General features: G+C 60.2%; 16 protein-coding genes and 1 pseudogene. 10 read left to right on the top strand and 7 right to left on the bottom strand.

The window, feature by feature from the left end; all coding sequences use genetic code 11:
* Positions 1–130 precede the first annotated feature (130 nt).
* From LC531_RS18090 to LC531_RS18080, 3 genes are all read left to right on the top strand, one after another.
* Complete coding sequence (locus LC531_RS18090; RefSeq protein ID WP_223648922.1) at positions 131–958, top strand: IS5 family transposase; 828 nt, start codon at positions 131–133, stop codon at positions 956–958.
* A 93-nt stretch (positions 959–1,051) separates the two neighbouring features.
* Entirely contained in the window at positions 1,052–1,726 is a 675-nt protein-coding gene (locus tag LC531_RS18085; RefSeq protein WP_223652788.1) for an NAD(P)-dependent oxidoreductase, read from the top strand.
* A gap of 287 nt (positions 1,727–2,013) precedes the next feature.
* Positions 2,014–3,657, top strand: a complete 1,644-nt coding sequence (locus LC531_RS18080; protein ID WP_223652786.1) for an FAD-dependent oxidoreductase — start codon at positions 2,014–2,016, stop codon at positions 3,655–3,657.
* An 88-nt stretch (positions 3,658–3,745) separates the two neighbouring features.
* Here LC531_RS18080 and LC531_RS18075 read toward each other — a convergent pair whose 3' ends face one another.
* The 3 genes from LC531_RS18075 to LC531_RS18065 form a co-directional block, all read right to left on the bottom strand.
* Positions 3,746–4,555, bottom strand: a complete 810-nt coding sequence (locus LC531_RS18075) for a hypothetical protein (protein WP_223652785.1) — start codon at positions 4,553–4,555, stop codon at positions 3,746–3,748.
* 192 nt (positions 4,556–4,747) lie between these two features.
* Positions 4,748–5,176 carry a hypothetical protein gene (locus tag LC531_RS18070; protein WP_223652784.1) on the bottom strand — a complete coding sequence of 143 codons (429 nt, stop codon included), beginning with the start codon at positions 5,174–5,176 and terminating at the stop codon, positions 4,748–4,750.
* A gap of 272 nt (positions 5,177–5,448) precedes the next feature.
* Positions 5,449–5,691, bottom strand: a complete 243-nt coding sequence (locus LC531_RS18065; protein WP_223652783.1) for a hypothetical protein — start codon at positions 5,689–5,691, stop codon at positions 5,449–5,451.
* 202 nt (positions 5,692–5,893) lie between these two features.
* On the opposite strand from LC531_RS18065, the gene uvrA reads away from it, so the two are divergent.
* Both uvrA and LC531_RS18055 read left to right on the top strand, forming a co-directional pair.
* Entirely contained in the window at positions 5,894–8,992 is a 3,099-nt protein-coding gene (gene uvrA / locus LC531_RS18060) for an excinuclease ABC subunit UvrA (RefSeq protein WP_223652782.1), read from the top strand.
* A gap of 69 nt (positions 8,993–9,061) precedes the next feature.
* A complete protein-coding gene (locus tag LC531_RS18055; RefSeq protein ID WP_223652781.1) occupies positions 9,062–9,322 on the top strand; it encodes a hypothetical protein in 261 nt (86 codons plus the stop codon).
* A gap of 404 nt (positions 9,323–9,726) precedes the next feature.
* Here the strand turns inward: LC531_RS18055 and LC531_RS18050 are convergent, their stop codons facing one another.
* From LC531_RS18050 to LC531_RS18040, 3 genes are all read right to left on the bottom strand, one after another.
* Complete coding sequence (locus LC531_RS18050) at positions 9,727–10,470, bottom strand: ferredoxin reductase (RefSeq protein ID WP_223652776.1); 744 nt, start codon at positions 10,468–10,470, stop codon at positions 9,727–9,729.
* A complete protein-coding gene (locus LC531_RS18045) occupies positions 10,467–11,099 on the bottom strand; it encodes a sulfite oxidase-like oxidoreductase (RefSeq protein ID WP_223652775.1) in 633 nt (210 codons plus the stop codon). Before LC531_RS18045 ends, LC531_RS18050 begins: the two co-directional genes overlap by 4 nt.
* A 96-nt stretch (positions 11,100–11,195) precedes the next feature.
* Positions 11,196–11,615 carry an OsmC family protein gene (locus tag LC531_RS18040; protein ID WP_223652774.1) on the bottom strand — a complete coding sequence of 140 codons (420 nt, stop codon included), beginning with the start codon at positions 11,613–11,615 and terminating at the stop codon, positions 11,196–11,198.
* Between the two features lie 79 nt (positions 11,616–11,694).
* Here LC531_RS18040 and LC531_RS18035 point away from each other — a divergent pair, with 79 nt between their 5' ends.
* The 5 genes and pseudogenes from LC531_RS18035 (at position 11,695) to LC531_RS18015 (ending at position 14,383) form a co-directional block, all read left to right on the top strand.
* Positions 11,695–12,540: a hypothetical protein gene (locus tag LC531_RS18035; RefSeq protein ID WP_223652773.1), complete on the top strand. Its 846-nt coding sequence runs from the start codon at positions 11,695–11,697 to the stop codon at positions 12,538–12,540.
* 69 nt (positions 12,541–12,609) lie between these two features.
* Positions 12,610–13,524: a lipoyl synthase gene (gene lipA / locus LC531_RS18030; RefSeq protein ID WP_223652772.1), complete on the top strand. Its 915-nt coding sequence runs from the start codon at positions 12,610–12,612 to the stop codon at positions 13,522–13,524.
* Between the two features lie 246 nt (positions 13,525–13,770).
* Positions 13,771–13,977 (top strand): annotated as a pseudogene (locus LC531_RS23045) (type II toxin-antitoxin system RelE/ParE family toxin); the annotation flags it as partial.
* Between the two features lie 64 nt (positions 13,978–14,041).
* Positions 14,042–14,182: a hypothetical protein gene (locus LC531_RS18020; RefSeq protein WP_223652771.1), complete on the top strand. Its 141-nt coding sequence runs from the start codon at positions 14,042–14,044 to the stop codon at positions 14,180–14,182.
* 21 nt (positions 14,183–14,203) lie between these two features.
* Positions 14,204–14,383 (top strand): DUF805 domain-containing protein, encoded by a 180-nt coding sequence (locus tag LC531_RS18015; RefSeq protein WP_223652769.1) that lies wholly within the window; start codon positions 14,204–14,206, stop codon positions 14,381–14,383.
* Positions 14,384–14,448: 65 nt separating this feature from the next.
* Here LC531_RS18015 and LC531_RS18010 read toward each other — a convergent pair whose 3' ends face one another.
* Positions 14,449–15,078 carry a DUF4136 domain-containing protein gene (locus LC531_RS18010; RefSeq protein ID WP_223652767.1) on the bottom strand — a complete coding sequence of 210 codons (630 nt, stop codon included), beginning with the start codon at positions 15,076–15,078 and terminating at the stop codon, positions 14,449–14,451.
* Positions 15,079–15,096 lie beyond the last annotated feature (18 nt).

Raw genomic sequence — 15,096 nt, 5'->3', positions numbered from 1 at the left:
TGGTAACTGGTATCCTTTCGGTAATTGATAACAAAGAACCTGTTTAGGAAGGAGGTAGCGGCGAGCAAAACGCAAAAACTCCCACAAAAGCGAGAAATTTGAGGTGCGACCCATCTCCTTTCTCTCCTTCATGGAAGTCCTGACCAAAGATATGATTATCCGCTGGATACTGCCTCATTTGCCCACCCGCACGGGTGGCCGGCGGCCGGCTGCTGACCCGGCCGAGGTCGTTGGAGCCATCTGCTACAAGCTCAAAACTGGCTGCCAGTGGCGGTGGCTGCCCGTCAGAAGCCTGTTCACGGGGCCGCCATTAAGCTGGCAGGGGGTGTACTACCACTTTAACGCCTGGGGCAAGCAAGGAGCCTGGAAAAATCTGTGGCTCACCAGCTTGCGCCTGCATCGACGCCGCCTCGACTTATCCAGCGTCCAACTCGATGGCAGCCATACGCTGGCCAAGAATGGCGGGGCCGCTATCGGCTACCAAGGCCGCAAGGCGGGCCGCACCACCAACGCCCTGTTCCTGGCCGACAACCAGGGCCTGCCGCTGGCTGTGGCCACGCCCCAGGCCGGTAACCAGCACGATACGTTCGAGTTGGAACGGGTGTTTGCCGAGTTGTGCGACTTACTCGAAGCCGCCGAGCTGCGCTTGGAAGGCTTGTTTTTGAATGCCGACAAAGCCTTTGATGTCAGTAGCTTGCGCCAAGCCTGTGCGCGGCGCGGCATCGAAGCCAACATCCCACGCAACCGGCGCTCAGCCGACTGGCAGACCGATGACGACACCCCCCTGGACCCGGAACTCTACCGCCGCCGCCTGGTCATTGAACGCCTCAACGCCTGGCTCGACGGCTTTAAGGCCCTGCTTGTGCGCTACGAAACCAGCTTGCAAAACTGGCTGGCTCTGCACTGGCTAGCCTTTACCGTACTACTACTGCGCAAAATTGCCCCGCCTACTTCCTAAACAGCTTCAAAGCTACCAACTACAGGAGGCAATTTTGCCTTCGTAACCGGTAGTTTAAAGGCCGGCCAATTAACCAACCTATCCTCAGGTTTTATGAAACGCATTCTGCTTTATGGGGCTACGGGCCGCACGGGCGAGCTGATTGTCGCCTACGCCTTGCAGCAGGGCTATGCCGTGACGGCCCTGGTTCGCAACCCGGATAAGCTGACTCAAAAATCTGACCAGCTGACCGTTATCCAAGGCCTGCCCACGAGCCTGGCCGATGTGCGCCTGGCAATGCGGGGCTGCGATGCGATTATCAGCGCGCTCAGCGCTCTGAGCGATTCCGAGGCTGTCTCGTTTAAGAAAATCGCGCCGCGCCACACCCTGGAAACGACGATGCGCCACACCATCACGGCGATGGAGGAACTGGGCATCAAGCGCATCGTTACGCTGTCTTCCATCGGGGTCGGTGACTCGTGGCCGTATGCGCCGTGGTATATGCGCCTGGCAATCAAGCTGACCAACTTTAAGCTGACCTTTGCCGACCACAACGCCCAGGAAACCCTCCTCCGGCAGTCCGGCCTGGACTGGACCATTGCCCGCCCCGTGGCCCTCAACAATCACAAAACCACGGGTCAGCTGGTCATGGAATATGATAAAACGCCTTCGCCCTTCGCCAGTAGTCGCCAGCGGCTCGCCCAATTCATGGTGGATTGCCTAGCGGGTAGTAAATTTCTGCGCAAAGCCCCGCTGCTGGCCGAGAAAAATAGCCGGCCCAGCCTTTGAGCGAGTTAATAATAAAAATAAGTATTATTAATACTATTAGAGTAAAAACCTTTCCGCCGGTTGGCCCCGTCGCCGACCCATCGGCTTCGGCTGCTTGGCGCTGTTCGTGATAAGCATGAGTACTATCTGCGGCATACTTCTGTTTCCGCACTTCCTCAAGAACGCGGAGTTTTAGAAAGAACAAGGTACTTTGGTAAAAAAGCGGCCTCTATTGCTTGCTTTTTCGCTGCGCTTTAACCCGGACTGCCGGCCTTGCGTTGAGTCAGCGTATCCTTTTCCCATCGCTCATGCCCGTCGAAACCAACCTTGCCGCCACCGCCGACCTGCCCGAAGGTGCGCTTAAAACCTTCCCTACCCCCCCCGATGGCTCCCAAGTGCTGCTGACCCGGCAGCAGGGCCAAGTGTACGCCTTTGCGCCTAACTGCCCGCACTACGGCGCGCCATTGGAAAAAGGTAAAGTCGTGAGCGGTAAGCTTATCTGTCCCTGGCACCACGCCTGCTTCCGGCTCAATAGCGGCCACCTCTGCGAGCCGCCGGCCCTCGACGACCTGCCCGCCTACCCCGTGCGCGAGGCCGAAGGGCGCATTCTGGTGCAGGTGCCCCCGAGTCCGCTGGCCAGCACCGACAAGCCCGACGCTACCTCCACCGCCGAGCTGGGCGGTACCCCACCACCCACCGCCCAGGTGCCCACGGATACCCGCACCTTCGTGATTGTGGGCGGGGGCGCGGCCGGCGAGTACGCTGCCCAAACATTGCGCCGCGAGGGCTTTGCGGGCCGGATAGTGGTGGTGTCGGCCGATGCGGAAGCGCCCTACGACCGCACCAAGCTTAGCAAAGCTTACCTGGCCGGCAAAGCCAAGCCGGCCGGGCTGCCGCTGCGCGAAAAGGCTTTTTACGTCGCCCAGAAAATCGAGCTACTGACTGGCACTCGCGCCACGGGCCTTGATGTGAAAAAACAGGAAATCAGCCTGGAAGGCCAGCCGGCCCTGCGCTACGACCAGCTGCTGCTAGCGCTGGGCGGCACGCCCAACTTGCTGCCCAAGCTGCCGGGCCACGACCTGAAGGGTGTGCTACCCCTACGCACCCAGGCCGATGCCGACGCGCTGCTGGCTGCCACGCAAGATGCTAAGCAAGTGGTAATTATTGGTTCGAGCTTCATTGGGATGGAGGCCGCTAGTAGCTTGGTGGGTGCGGGCCGGCAAGTGACGGTTATCGCCCAGGAGCGAGTACCCTTTGAGCGGGTGCTGGGCCCGGAAATCGGGGCCATGTTCCAAAAACTGCACGAGGAAAAGGGCGTAACATTCGAAGTGGGAGCCGAAGTGACGGAACTGCTGGGCGAGGCTGGCCAGGTAACCGGCGTGCGCCTGAAAACGGGCCAAACGCTGCCCGCCGAAGCCGTGGTGCTGGGCGTGGGCGTGCGCCCGGCCACTGATTTTCTGAGGGACATCTTCCCCCTCGAAAAAGACGGTGGCTTGCCCGCAGATGAGTACCTGCGCGTGGCCGAGAATGTGTACGCGGCCGGCGACATTGCCCATTTTCCGCTGGCGGCCACGGGGCAGCCGGCGCGTATCGAGCACTGGCGCGTGGCGCAGCAGCACGGCCGCACGGCCGCCCATAATATGCTGGGTAGGCGGGAAAAATTCGCGGCCGCGCCCTTCTTCTGGACGCAGCAATACGGCAAGAGCCTGCGCTACGCGGGCCACGCCGCAAAGTGGGACGATATCCTTTACCACGGCCAAGTGGCCCAGCAAGATTTTCTGGCGCTCTATGTGCGGGAGGGCCACCTCGTAGCCGCTGCCGGCATGGGCCGCGACGCCGACATGCTCTACATTACCGAGCTACTGGAGCGCGGCCAGCTGCCGCCCCCGGCCGCCGTGCACGAAGGGATGAGCTGGGCCGCGCTGTGCACCGGGCTCCCTGCCCACGACTAAAGCTAAGCGGACCCCTACCCCCTAGGTCGTAACAAAAGCGCTGACATCTGCTTAGATGTCAGCGCTTTTGTTACGACCTAGGAAATGATTAACGCCGCCCTCGATTTCCGCCGCCGCCGCCGCCGTGGTCGCCTCCCCCGCCGCCGTGGTCGCCTCCCCCGCCGCGCTGACCCTCACTCCTCGGCTGGCTGCCACCAAAGTTGCCGCCGCGCCCAGGGGTAGGCTGGCTGCCGGGGCTACCCCCGTTAAAACCGCCTCGGCTGGGTTGATTTCCACCAAAATTACCCCCACCAAAACCGCCCCGGCTGGGTTGATTTCCACCAACATTGCCCCGGCCGTCGCGGTCGCCGCCCCGGCCCGGCTCCACGCGGGGCGAGCCCCCGTAGTTACCTTGGCCGCCGTAGCCAGCGCGGTTGTATCCTTGGTTGTTGTAGCCACCACCCCGGTTGCCGTAGCCATAGCCGCTGTGGTCGTAGCCATATACCCGGCCCGCACCGTATTCCTGGCCGTAGTAGCGGCCACCATTGCCGTAGCCGCCGCCGCGGTATACCGTCACGTATTGGGGGTAGCGATTGCGATAGCTCCCAATGTAGAGCCAAGGCTGCGCTCCTCGGTAGCTGACGGGTACGGGGTGGAAGTAATACGGGTCGTAGCCGTCGAGGTAAGGCTGCGTAATCCACTGCGCCCCGTCAAATACCAAGTACACGCCGTTATAAATGTCGTAGTACCCGTCAATCTCCGGGATGTAGTAGTACTGCGTACCCTGCGGCGCGGCGGGCCCCCAAGGTGGCAGGCCAACATTAACCCCCACGCTTACCTGCGCCTGCGCGGCGATGGGGGCGGCAAAAGCCAGGCCAGTGCCCAGCGCGAAAGCAAGAAAACGAAGGCGGAGTTTCATGAGTGAAAAAAGAAAAGAAGCAGAAGTGCTGCGTAGGGTAAGTGCAAGGAGAGTGCCGGATTTATGTTTTTTCTACGAACCCTTCTATTGTGCGGCTCAACCAGGTGTCCGCATCGACCGGCCGCTCCGGCTCGCTCGCCAATAAGAAAGCCTCACCTACGAGGCGAGGCTTTCTTATTGGCGAGCGAGCGGCTAGCGAACCCGGCGCTCTACCACCTGGCCCCGCCTGTTGACGCGCTCTACCAGCACGGGGCGGTTTACCTGGCGCACCACTACCGGGCGGTAGTAGCGGGCGTGGTGGTCACGGTACTGCGCCCAAGGCTGGCGGCCCCGGTAGTTTACCACTACCGGGTGGAAGGTGGCCGGGTTATAGCCAGGCAAAGTGGCCATCGGCACCCATTGGCCGTTGCGCTGCACAATGTAATTGCGGGCTGCCAGGTCATAATAACCGTCAATTTCGGGCACGTAGTAGTACTGGGCACCGGCCGGCACAGCGGGCCCCCAGGCCGGGTGGCCCAACTGGATATTGATACCGACTTGGGCGTGGGCGGCGGTAGGGACGGTGGCTCCGGCCAGGGCCAGGCCGGCGGCCAGTAGCAGGGCTTTGGGTTGCAAGTTCATGGTTGAAAAGAAAGAAGAGTAAGGGGAATACTCCTAAGCGGACAAGTTGGATGCCGCCTTTCAACGCAGATGTAGCAGGCCCAGCACTTTGCGGACCAACGGGCCATTTGTGCCGACTAAGTGGCCGGGCTCAGGGCCGGGCCTTGCGAAACAGGTAGCGAGTAGTGAACAGGTTTGGTATCGAAGTGAAGGGGTAAGCCTGCACCAGTTCCCAGCCCGCCGCCGTTAGGTCGGAGAGCTGCTGGTTAACGAGTTCGGTATTGTACTGAAGTTTAGCCAGGTTTTTTCAGCGGAAAAACCACTAAAATCTTCCAGCTGAATTCCGTTTTTCCTTGAAAAGCCGGCGTAATCAGAATTTTAGCCACGGATTTAGCGGAAGACTCCCTGCTGGTAAGGGTCAAAAAATCATAGCCGTGCGGTGCCGGCACCTGCGCAAATACAGGCGGAGTGCCTAGCAGCAAAAAAGCACTTAGTGCTACGCGACACAGGGGAATGGGGAAAAGCGGCGAAGCCATGCGGAGCGGGGGTTAAAATAGAAAAGGGTACGGAGAGCAATTGGCCCAGCAAAGAAAAGGGGAAATGCGCTGCACCATTCACCGCCTAAGCTTGTTAGCTTCGGTCGGCCCGTTACCAGGGAATAGAGCGAAAGACTCCGCGTTTTCCCTACCCCCGCCGGCCCGTACCCGTACCTTTGCTCGTTCCTCCGATTCTGCCCGCATGGCTAAAAAAACGGCTACCGTCCCCGTTGCTCCCGCTCCTAAAAAACCGAAGGCTGCTCCCAAAAAAGCCGCTCACCCCACTGCCCACGCGGCCGAAATCCTGACCGCCGCCCCTGTCGGCGAGTTCGTGGAAGTAGTTGAGCGGCATGCCCCTGACCTGCATCACGACCTGCCCGTGGGCCGCCAGCCCACCCCGGCTGGCCTGGCTGTAGCTCAGGCGCACCAAACGCCCGATTCCCTACCCCCCCTGGCCACAGGGACCAGGCCCCAGGTACCCGACACGCCTTTCATCGAGGTGTATGGAGCCCGCGAGCACAACCTAAAGAACGTGAGCGTGCGGATTCCCAGGGGTAAACTGGTGGTGTTTACGGGCATCTCGGGCTCGGGCAAAAGCAGCCTGGCCTTCGATACCATTTACGCCGAGGGGCAGCGGCGCTACATGGAAACGTTTTCGGCCTATGCCCGCTCGTTTATGGGCGGGCTGGAGCGGCCCAACGTGGATAAAATCGAGGGCTTGTCGCCCGTAATCTCTATCGAGCAGAAGACGACCTCGCGCAACCCACGCTCCACGGTAGGCACTATTACTGAGATATACGACTTCCTGCGTTTACTCTACGCCCGCACGGCCGAAGCTTTCAGCTACGCCACCGGCAAGAAGATGATTCGGCAGAGCGACGACCAGATTATCAACTACATCCTGCGGCACTACGACAGCAAAAAGCTAGTGGTACTCGCGCCCGTGGTGAAGGGTAGGAAGGGCCACTACCGCGAAGATTTTCAGAAGATTGCGAAGCTCGGCTTCGCCAAAGTGCGGGTGGATGGCGAAATCCTGGACATCACGCCCAAGATGCAGGTGGACCGCTACAAAATCCACGACATCGAGATTGTCATTGACCGGCTCGTGGTAAAGGAGGAGGACCGGTTTCGCCTCTCGGGCTCGGTACAAAATGCGCTGACCCACGGCAAGGGTACCATGCTGGTGCTCGAACCCGACGCCAAAAAGGCCGCGCCGCAATTTTTCTCGCGCTTTTTGATGGACCCCGAAACCGGTATCGCCTACGACGACCCGGCCCCGAACACGTTCAGCTTCAACTCGCCCTACGGTGCGTGCCCGCACTGCGCCGGCCTAGGCGAAGTGCAGCAGATAACCGAGGAAACGGTTATTCCCGACCCTAAGCTGAGCATCAGCCGCGGCGGTATCGCGCCGCTGGGAGAATACCGAGACATCTGGATTTTCCAGCAGCTCCAGCTTATTCTCAAAAAGAATAAGGCCGGCCTGAACACGAGCATCGACAAGCTGGACCCAGAACTGCTGCGCCGCCTGTTGCATGGCATCACGCAGGACGAGGCCGACGACGCAAAAGCTGCTTACACTGAGCCGTTTGAGGGTATTATTCCATTCCTGCGCCGCCAGATGGAATCGGACTCCGATAACATCCGGGAGTGGATTCAGCAATACACCCAGGCCCAGACCTGCCCCGAGTGCGAGGGCTACCGCTTGAAGAAAGAGAGCCTGCACTTCAGGCTGGCCGACCGGCACATCGGCGAGCTGTCGGTGCTGGATATCAACGACTTGGCGGCTTGGTTCGTAGGCCTGGAAGACCGCCTGAGCGAGCGCCAGAACCTCATTGCCCGCGAGCTACTGAAGGAAATTCGCAAGCGTATCGGGTTTTTACTCGAAGTGGGTCTCGACTACCTCAGCCTGCACCGCTCGGTGCGCACGCTGAGCGGCGGCGAAAGCCAGCGCATCCGCCTCGCCACCCAGATTGGTACCCAGCTCGTGGGCGTGCTCTACATCATGGACGAGCCCAGCATTGGGCTGCACCAGCGCGACAACGAGCGCTTAATCAAGGCCTTGCAGCACCTGCGCGACATCGGCAACTCGGTGATTGTGGTGGAGCACGACAAGGACATGATTATGCACGCCGACCACGTGCTCGACATCGGGCCCGGCGCGGGCATCCACGGCGGCCACATCGTGGCCGAAGGCACGCCCGAAGCCATATTCAATTCCGGCTCGCTCACTTCGGACTACCTCAGCGGCAAGCGCCATGTGGAGATACGTAAAAAGAAGCGGGTAGGGGAGGGTAAAGAGTTGGTTCTGAAGGGCGCGAAGGGCCACAATCTCAAAAACGTAACGGCCAAGTTCCCCCTGGGTAAGCTCATCGCCGTGACGGGGGTAAGCGGCTCGGGCAAGTCGTCGCTGATTCACGACACACTGTATCCGATTCTGAATCAGCACTTTTTCAACGCCCACCGCGAGCCGCTGGCCTACGGCAGCCTCGAAGGCCTGGAGCTGATTGACAAGGTGATAGAGGTGGACCAGTCGCCGATTGGCCGCACGCCGCGCTCCAACCCGGCCACGTACACGGGCGTGTTCACCGAGATTCGCCAGCTTTTTGCCGAGATGGCGGAGTCCAAAATCCGGGGTTACGGGCCCGGCCGTTTCTCGTTCAACGTGCGGGGCGGGCGCTGCGAAACCTGCGAGGGCGCGGGCATCCGCACCATCGAAATGAACTTCCTGCCCGACGTGCATGTGCCCTGCGAAACCTGCAAGGGCCGCCGCTACAACCGCGAGACGCTGGAAGTGCGCTTCAAGGGCAAAAGCATCACCGATATTCTGGATATGACGGTGGAGAAGGCCGTGGAGTTCTTCGAGTTTCAGCCGCGCATCCTGCGTAAAATCAAGACCTTAGCCGACGTGGGCCTGGGCTACCTCACGCTGGGCCAGCAGGCTACCACGCTCTCGGGCGGCGAGGCCCAGCGCGTAAAGCTGGCCACGGAATTGAGCAAAAAGGACACCGGCAAGACCTTCTACATCCTCGACGAGCCCACCACCGGCCTGCATTTCGAGGACATCCGCCACTTGGCCGACGTGCTCCACAAGCTCGCCGACAAGGGTAATACCGTGCTCATCATTGAGCACAACCTAGACCTGATAAAAGTGGCCGATTACGTCATCGACATCGGTCCCGAGGGCGGCGCGGGCGGTGGTGCCATCGTGGCCCAGGGTACCCCCGAACAGGTAGCTAAAGCCAGCAAGGGCCACACCGGCCGGTTTTTGGCGGCGGAGCTGAGGACGAGCCAGTATGTGTAGCGCGCCGTCTTCGCAGTAGTAAATTCACTTCTCCAACCCGTTGCGCCATGACCACCGCCTAGGTTTTACTTGAGCAGTACAAAGTGCTGCCCAAGCATATTCAGCAGCAATTCAAGCAACTCATCATGCCGGCCCGCCCCTACGGCCGACGAGGCCGACGATGAGGATACGGATATCACCATCAGTATTTCGATGGAGGCATTGCGGGTTAGCATTGAGCAGGTGAAGCTGCTGAAAGTCGGTAAAATTACCGGCCGCCCGGCCCGCGAGGCACTCGCCGAACTGCGAAAAGAGCTGGCGGCTGAAGAGCTAGCTAAAATGCCCGCATAATTGCTCACGTAGTAATCCTCCCCGAATTTGAGCGCCGAAACAAGCGGCTGAGTCGCAAATTTCGAACGCTTCCCAATGAAGCAGACAACTTTATTGACTAGTTGCAAGCCACACCGCGCCAAGGCGAAAGCCTTGGCGCTGGCCTCTGTAAAATCCGCTTGGCCAGTGCCAGCAGGGGCGGCAGCAAGAGCGGCGACATCCGCGTCATCACCTGCTACGTGGAACAAACTGCCGAAGGTGAAACTATTTATCTGGTAACGATTTATGATAAATAGGAAGCCACCAGCATTCCTAAGGAAGAGCTGCTAAAATTGCTTCGACAAAAGTTGCTACCGGCTTAAAAAAAGTACGCCCGCCTACCTTTCAAGGGGTAGGCGGGCGTACTTTTTCATGGTTATTCAACTTCACCCGGTCGTTGGCCCAAACCGCTCGGTCAGAATTAATTCGGGGGGTAGGCCAGCTGCCAGTAAGCCGTTGGCCGCCGCTTCCACGAAGCCCGTGGGGCCGCACGCGAATACCTGCGGCTGGGCCGGGCCAAAGTGCGCCACTACCTCGGCCAGCATGGGCGCGTCGAGGCGGCGCTGGTAGCCGGCCCAGCCGGGCGGGGCCTGGCGGGTATAGTCGAGCAGCAGCGTAAAAGTGGAGTCGGCCCGCGCCAACGCTTCTAATTCAGCACGATAGATAACGTCCTCGGCCGTGCGGACGCTGAATAGCAGCGCGGCCGGCGTGCGCAGCCCTACCCCCCGTCGGTGGCGCAGCATGGCCATGAGCGGCACTACGCCCGAGCCGCCGCCCACCAGCAATAGTGGTGGCGCATTGGCCGCGCCGGCCCACACAAAGTAACCGCCGATGGGGCCGCGCACTTCCAGCTGGTCGCCTATCCCCACGCCTTCGTTGAGATAGCCGGATACTTCGCCGTCGGTGATAATTTCGACGGTTAGCTCTATCTCGCCGGTTTGTTCGGGGGGCGAGGCTATGGAGTAGCTGCGCTCGGCCTGGTAGCCATCCTCGGCGGTGAGGCGCAGGTCGTAGTGCTGGCCGGCCAGGTGCGGCGTAAACTGCGGCAGGCGCAGGGTAAAAGTCTTGACGTGCGAGGTCTCGGCCTTAATGCCGGTGACGGTGGCCTGCTGCCAGGTAATGCGGCTCATAGCCGGCTGGCCGCGGGCTCGTCGTCGTCGCGGTAACGCTGCTCTTTCCAAGGGTCGCCGTACATGCTGTAGCCGCCGCGCTCCCAGAAGCCGGGCTCATCGGCGGCGGTGAAGCGTAGGCCCTGCACCCACTTGGCGCTTTTCCAGAAGTAGAGGTGCGGCACCACCAGCCGGGCCGGGCCGCCGTGCTCGGCGGCCAGCGGCTGGCCCTCAAACTGCACGCCCACGAAGGCCCTACCCCCCCGCAGGTCGGCCAGCGGCACGTTGGTGGTGTAGCCGCCGTAGCTGAACTCGGTCACGAACTGCGCTTCGGGCTTGAGCCGGACGTGCTCCAGCAGCGTGTCCACGCTCACGCCGCGCCAGTGGGTGTCGAACTTCGACCACTTCGTGACGCAGTGAATGTCGGGGTTGAAGTCCTGCATGGGCAGTTGGTTGAACTCGGCCCAACTCCACTTCACGGGCTCTGCCACCAGCCCTTCGAGCCTAAACTCCCACTGGCTGAGCGTAATGCGGGGGGTAGGGCCAGCCGTGAGCACCGGAAAATCGGTGGTTTCGTACTGGCCCGGCGGTAGCGGGTGGCTACTCTGGCGCTTGGGCTGAAAGCCCTTATTGGTGAAGAAACCAGCCATCTTTTTAGGGGGTAGGAATGAACAATTAGTGAGTAAAGAATCGGCGACCAGAAAGTTATTACTCCCTGACCGTTCATCCCTACCCCCTAAAAAAACCTACTCGTACACGAACCGAACCTCTTGCCGGATTTCTGGGTTCAGGCTCAAGGCCACGGGGCAGGTGTGCGCGGTGCGTTCCAGTAGGGCGCGGTCGGGCGCGCTGAGGGCGGCGGGCAGGTGCAACTCTACGGTGAGCTGCGCGATGCGGCGTGGCGGCTCTGGGGTCATCATTTTTTCCATCTTAAACGACGCGCCCACCATAGCTAGCTGGTGGCGCTCGGCCACGATGGCCATCGTAGTCAGAATGCAGGTGCCGAGGGCGGTACCCACGAGGTCGGTTGGCGAAAATGCCTCGCCGCGCCCGTGGTTATCAACTGGCGCATCGGTTTGAATGACAGTGCCCGAAGCCGTGTGCGTAGCTTCGGTGCGCAGGTGGCCCTCGTAGCGGGCGGTGGCGGTGGTGTGGGGCGTGCTCATATCACAAAGCTACCCCGCCAACGTTAGCTAAGCGTCCGGCGGTGAATTGCCGCGCCAGCCGGTATTTTTGACTTCGCTTATGAACCAGACATACGTTCTCATCACTGCCCTTTGCTTGGCCCTGGGCCTGGCCGGCACCGCCCGCGCGCAGGCTCCCGATGCCAGCACCACACCCGCGCCCACCGGGCCGGTTATTCAGGCCCGGCCGCAGGCCATGCCTTCCGATGAGCAATCATACCAGCGCGAAACGGTGTTCGGCATCAATTTTAATACCCAGGGTGCGCTCATCGGGGGCATCAACGTGCGGGTAGCGCGGGTGCTCGACGAGCGCTGGCTGCGCTTCTGGAGCCTGGAGGGCGTATCGTTCAAAAACCCGAAGGAGGAAGCTGTAACCAACCCGTATACGGGCGGCAGCTACAAGCTCTACAAGGCTAATTATGCCTTCGCGCTGCGGCCATCCATTGGTATTCAGCGCATTCTGTTTCGCAAGGCCGCCGATGCGGGTGTGCAGGTCAATGGTCTGCTGAGTGCGGGGCCATCGCTGGGCTTACTCATGCCTTACTATATTAGCTACGACTATACGGCCGAAAAAAATAATGCTTTCGGCCCAGCCGATGTTATTGTGGACGAAGCCTATGACCCGGTGAAGCACGCGCAGGAACAGTTTATTTATGACCGGGCCCCGCTTTTCAGCGGCATCGCCCAGACCAAGATAGTGCCCGGTGCCCACCTGCGTGGGGCGCTCAGCTTCGAGTATGGCCGCTACCGCGATGCCGTGGCCGGGGCCGAGCTGGGCTTTCTGGTCGAGGTGTATACCAAGGAGCTGCTAGTGCTTAACCCGCCCGCCCCAGCTGATGTGAACAGCCTCAACCACCAGTTTTTCCCTTCGGTGTACCTGACCCTGTACATCGGCCACCGGAATTAATTTTGGGGTTATTTTAGTGGCTGCGCCGCGTACCGCGCGCCCTGGCAATCGATTTTACGGATAAAAAAGATGGATACTCTGCTGCTGACGCTTCCCATTATTCAGGCTGCGCCGCTGGCGGCCCCTACCCCCGCCCGCCCGCGCAAGCCCGACTGGCTGCGCGTGAAACTGCCCATTGGCCCCGACTACGCGGCCGTGCGCAAGCTCGTAGATGAGCACAAGCTGCACACTATCTGCGAAAGTGGCAACTGCCCCAACATGGGCGAGTGCTGGGGCGCGGGCACGGCCACGTTCATGATTCTGGGCAATGTCTGCACGCGCTCGTGCTCGTTTTGCGCCGTGGCTACCGGCCGGCCTACCGAGCTGGACCTCGACGAGCCGCGCCGGGTAGCCGAGGCTATTGCCTTGATGAAAGTGAAGCACGCCGTCATCACCTCCGTCAACCGCGATGAGTTGAAGGACCGCGGGGCCGCCGTGTGGCGCGATACGGTGGTGCTCACCAAGCAGCTCTCGCCCGAAACGACCATCGAAACGTTGATACCCGACGTGAAAGCCAACTGGGAAGCCCTCGAAACCATGATTTCGGGCGGCCAGGAGGTGATTTCGCACAACATGGAAACCGTGGGCAGCCTCTACCGGCTGGTGCGCCCGCAGGCCAAGTACGACCGCAGCCTGGAGCAAATCCGGCGCACCAAGCTGGCCGGGCACCGCACCAAGTCGGGCATTATGCTGGGCCTGGGCGAGCAGCCCGATGAGGTGCACCAGGCAATGGACGACCTCGTGGCCAACGGCCTCGACATCCTCACGCTGGGCCAATACCTGCAGCCCACCAAGCGCCACTTGGAAGTAGCCGAGTTTGTGCACCCCGATGTGTTCGCTAACTACAAAGAGGAGGGCTTGCGGCGCGGCCTCAAGTACGTGGAAAGCGGCCCGCTGGTGCGCAGCAGCTACCACGCCGAGCGCCACGTGAACGTGCCAATTTAATCATTTAAATTCAGCGAGTTATGTTGCTAAAAATGCCCTCCGTTAAAGAGCAGCTTCATACTATCGCTAATCGCCTGCCGGAGCAGGCTACCTAGGATGATGTGATGGAAGCGGTGTTTACTTGCCGCGCCATTGCCCGTGGCCTAGCCGATGTGGAAGCGGGGCGTACCATTCCTCATGACCAGGTGAAAGAATATTTGGCTCAACGTCGGAAAGAGCGTGAAACTACGGTAGAGTAATGAGGCGCTTGACGACTTAGAAGCCATCAGCGATTTCGTGGCGCAGTTTTCCGCTAGCTACGCCGACGAGCTAACCGCGCGCATTATAGCCGTTGCTGATACGCTGCTAAATTCTCCCGAGCTAGGGCGAAAAACAGCCGGACCAGAAAGTTCGCACGTCTGGGAATTGCTGATAGAAAAATATTGCCTGCATTATTGTATAGACAAAATTTAGATAATGATTATAGACATTCGTCACTAATCGCAATGACGGTAAGTATAGCGTATCTTCGTTGCCAATGTTGCACTATTTTACTACGAAAGGCCGGCTTTGTCGCTGGCCTTTTTTTTGGCGCGTGCTGGCACTCTACCTGTTGGCCTTCGCTTGCTACGGCCTGCCAGCCCTGGCTGAGCAGCTGCACAGCCCGGCTGACTACTGAAAAAACCTGGCGCTGGCTGGAATGCTGACGTGCTTTTATCGGGTTATTACGCAGTCAATTAAGCGCTTGCACGACCTGGATTTGCGCGGTTGGTGGCTGCTGGTTTTCGTGCCGATAGCCAGCTTGGTGCTAGGGGCCGGAATGCAGTTCGTGGCGGGTACGGCCGGGGCCAACCGCTTTGGGGCTAATTCGAGGGGGTAGGACCTAAAAAAACCTCGCCGGCCGACGAGGTTTTTTTTAGATTTAATCAACTTGGTAGCTGCCGTTTACCGGATGGCTTGGCGGCGCTGGTTCTGGTTGTCGGTGGGCGGATAATTGCTCAGCACGCTGTTCACGATGCGGTATGTTTCCTCCTCAGAGATGCTATTGTTGTTCAACTGGGCCTGGCCGGTACCGCGCCACGCCAACTCTTTGCGGCGGGCATCCACGATGTCGATAACGACCGTGCCAGCCTTATAGTTGTAGCCGCCGCCGCCGTAGGGGTAGCCGCCAAACCCACCGTAGCCGTAGCCACCGTAGCCGCCATAAGGATAGCCGTAGCCGCCGCCGTAGCCGGACTGCTGTTTATTCTCGACGCGCACGCTGTACGCTACGTACACGTCGGGCTCCCCACTAGCGGGCATTAGGCCCTTAGTAGCCAAGTCTTTGCTTACGGCATCGCGAATGCGCTGGTCTGTGAACGACTCGTAGCCGCGGGCCGGGCCGCCTTCGGTATCATTAGCTTGCTTCGGGTACCAAGCCCAGGTTTTATAGGCGCGAAAGTTAACAGCGTGGTCGAAATCACTGGTAGTGCCGACGTTGGCCGTTGTAGCGCAGGAAGCCAGCCCGAAGGTTAGGGCTAGACCCGTGACCGCCAGCGCGGCCGGCCGGACCAGATATTGAGTGATGCGGTTCATAAGGTTGAAAAATAGCGG

This window comes from Hymenobacter psoromatis, assembly GCF_020012125.1.
GTDB lineage: Bacteria > Bacteroidota > Bacteroidia > Cytophagales > Hymenobacteraceae > Hymenobacter > Hymenobacter psoromatis.
This window is presented reverse-complemented; position numbering and strand designations above follow the sequence as displayed.

What these genes read in the sequence shown, in the direction of transcription:
- LC531_RS18090 (WP_223648922.1), top strand. Translation starts at nt 131, where the DNA reads ATGGAAGTCCTGACCAAAGATATGATTATCCGCTGGATACTGCCTCAT.
- LC531_RS18085 (WP_223652788.1), top strand. Translation starts at nt 1,052, where the DNA reads ATGAAACGCATTCTGCTTTATGGGGCTACGGGCCGCACGGGCGAGCTG.
- LC531_RS18080 (WP_223652786.1), top strand. Translation starts at nt 2,014, where the DNA reads ATGCCCGTCGAAACCAACCTTGCCGCCACCGCCGACCTGCCCGAAGGT.
- LC531_RS18075 (WP_223652785.1), bottom strand. Translation starts at nt 4,555, where the DNA reads ATGAAACTCCGCCTTCGTTTTCTTGCTTTCGCGCTGGGCACTGGCCTG.
- LC531_RS18070 (WP_223652784.1), bottom strand. Translation starts at nt 5,176, where the DNA reads ATGAACTTGCAACCCAAAGCCCTGCTACTGGCCGCCGGCCTGGCCCTG.
- LC531_RS18065 (WP_223652783.1), bottom strand. Translation starts at nt 5,691, where the DNA reads ATGGCTTCGCCGCTTTTCCCCATTCCCCTGTGTCGCGTAGCACTAAGT.
- uvrA (WP_223652782.1), top strand. Translation starts at nt 5,894, where the DNA reads ATGGCTAAAAAAACGGCTACCGTCCCCGTTGCTCCCGCTCCTAAAAAA.
- LC531_RS18050 (WP_223652776.1), bottom strand. Translation starts at nt 10,470, where the DNA reads ATGAGCCGCATTACCTGGCAGCAGGCCACCGTCACCGGCATTAAGGCC.
- LC531_RS18045 (WP_223652775.1), bottom strand. Translation starts at nt 11,099, where the DNA reads ATGGCTGGTTTCTTCACCAATAAGGGCTTTCAGCCCAAGCGCCAGAGT.
- LC531_RS18040 (WP_223652774.1), bottom strand. Translation starts at nt 11,615, where the DNA reads ATGAGCACGCCCCACACCACCGCCACCGCCCGCTACGAGGGCCACCTG.
- LC531_RS18035 (WP_223652773.1), top strand. Translation starts at nt 11,695, where the DNA reads ATGAACCAGACATACGTTCTCATCACTGCCCTTTGCTTGGCCCTGGGC.
- lipA (WP_223652772.1), top strand. Translation starts at nt 12,610, where the DNA reads ATGGATACTCTGCTGCTGACGCTTCCCATTATTCAGGCTGCGCCGCTG.
- LC531_RS18020 (WP_223652771.1), top strand. Translation starts at nt 14,042, where the DNA reads ATGTTGCACTATTTTACTACGAAAGGCCGGCTTTGTCGCTGGCCTTTT.
- LC531_RS18015 (WP_223652769.1), top strand. Translation starts at nt 14,204, where the DNA reads ATGCTGACGTGCTTTTATCGGGTTATTACGCAGTCAATTAAGCGCTTG.
- LC531_RS18010 (WP_223652767.1), bottom strand. Translation starts at nt 15,078, where the DNA reads ATGAACCGCATCACTCAATATCTGGTCCGGCCGGCCGCGCTGGCGGTC.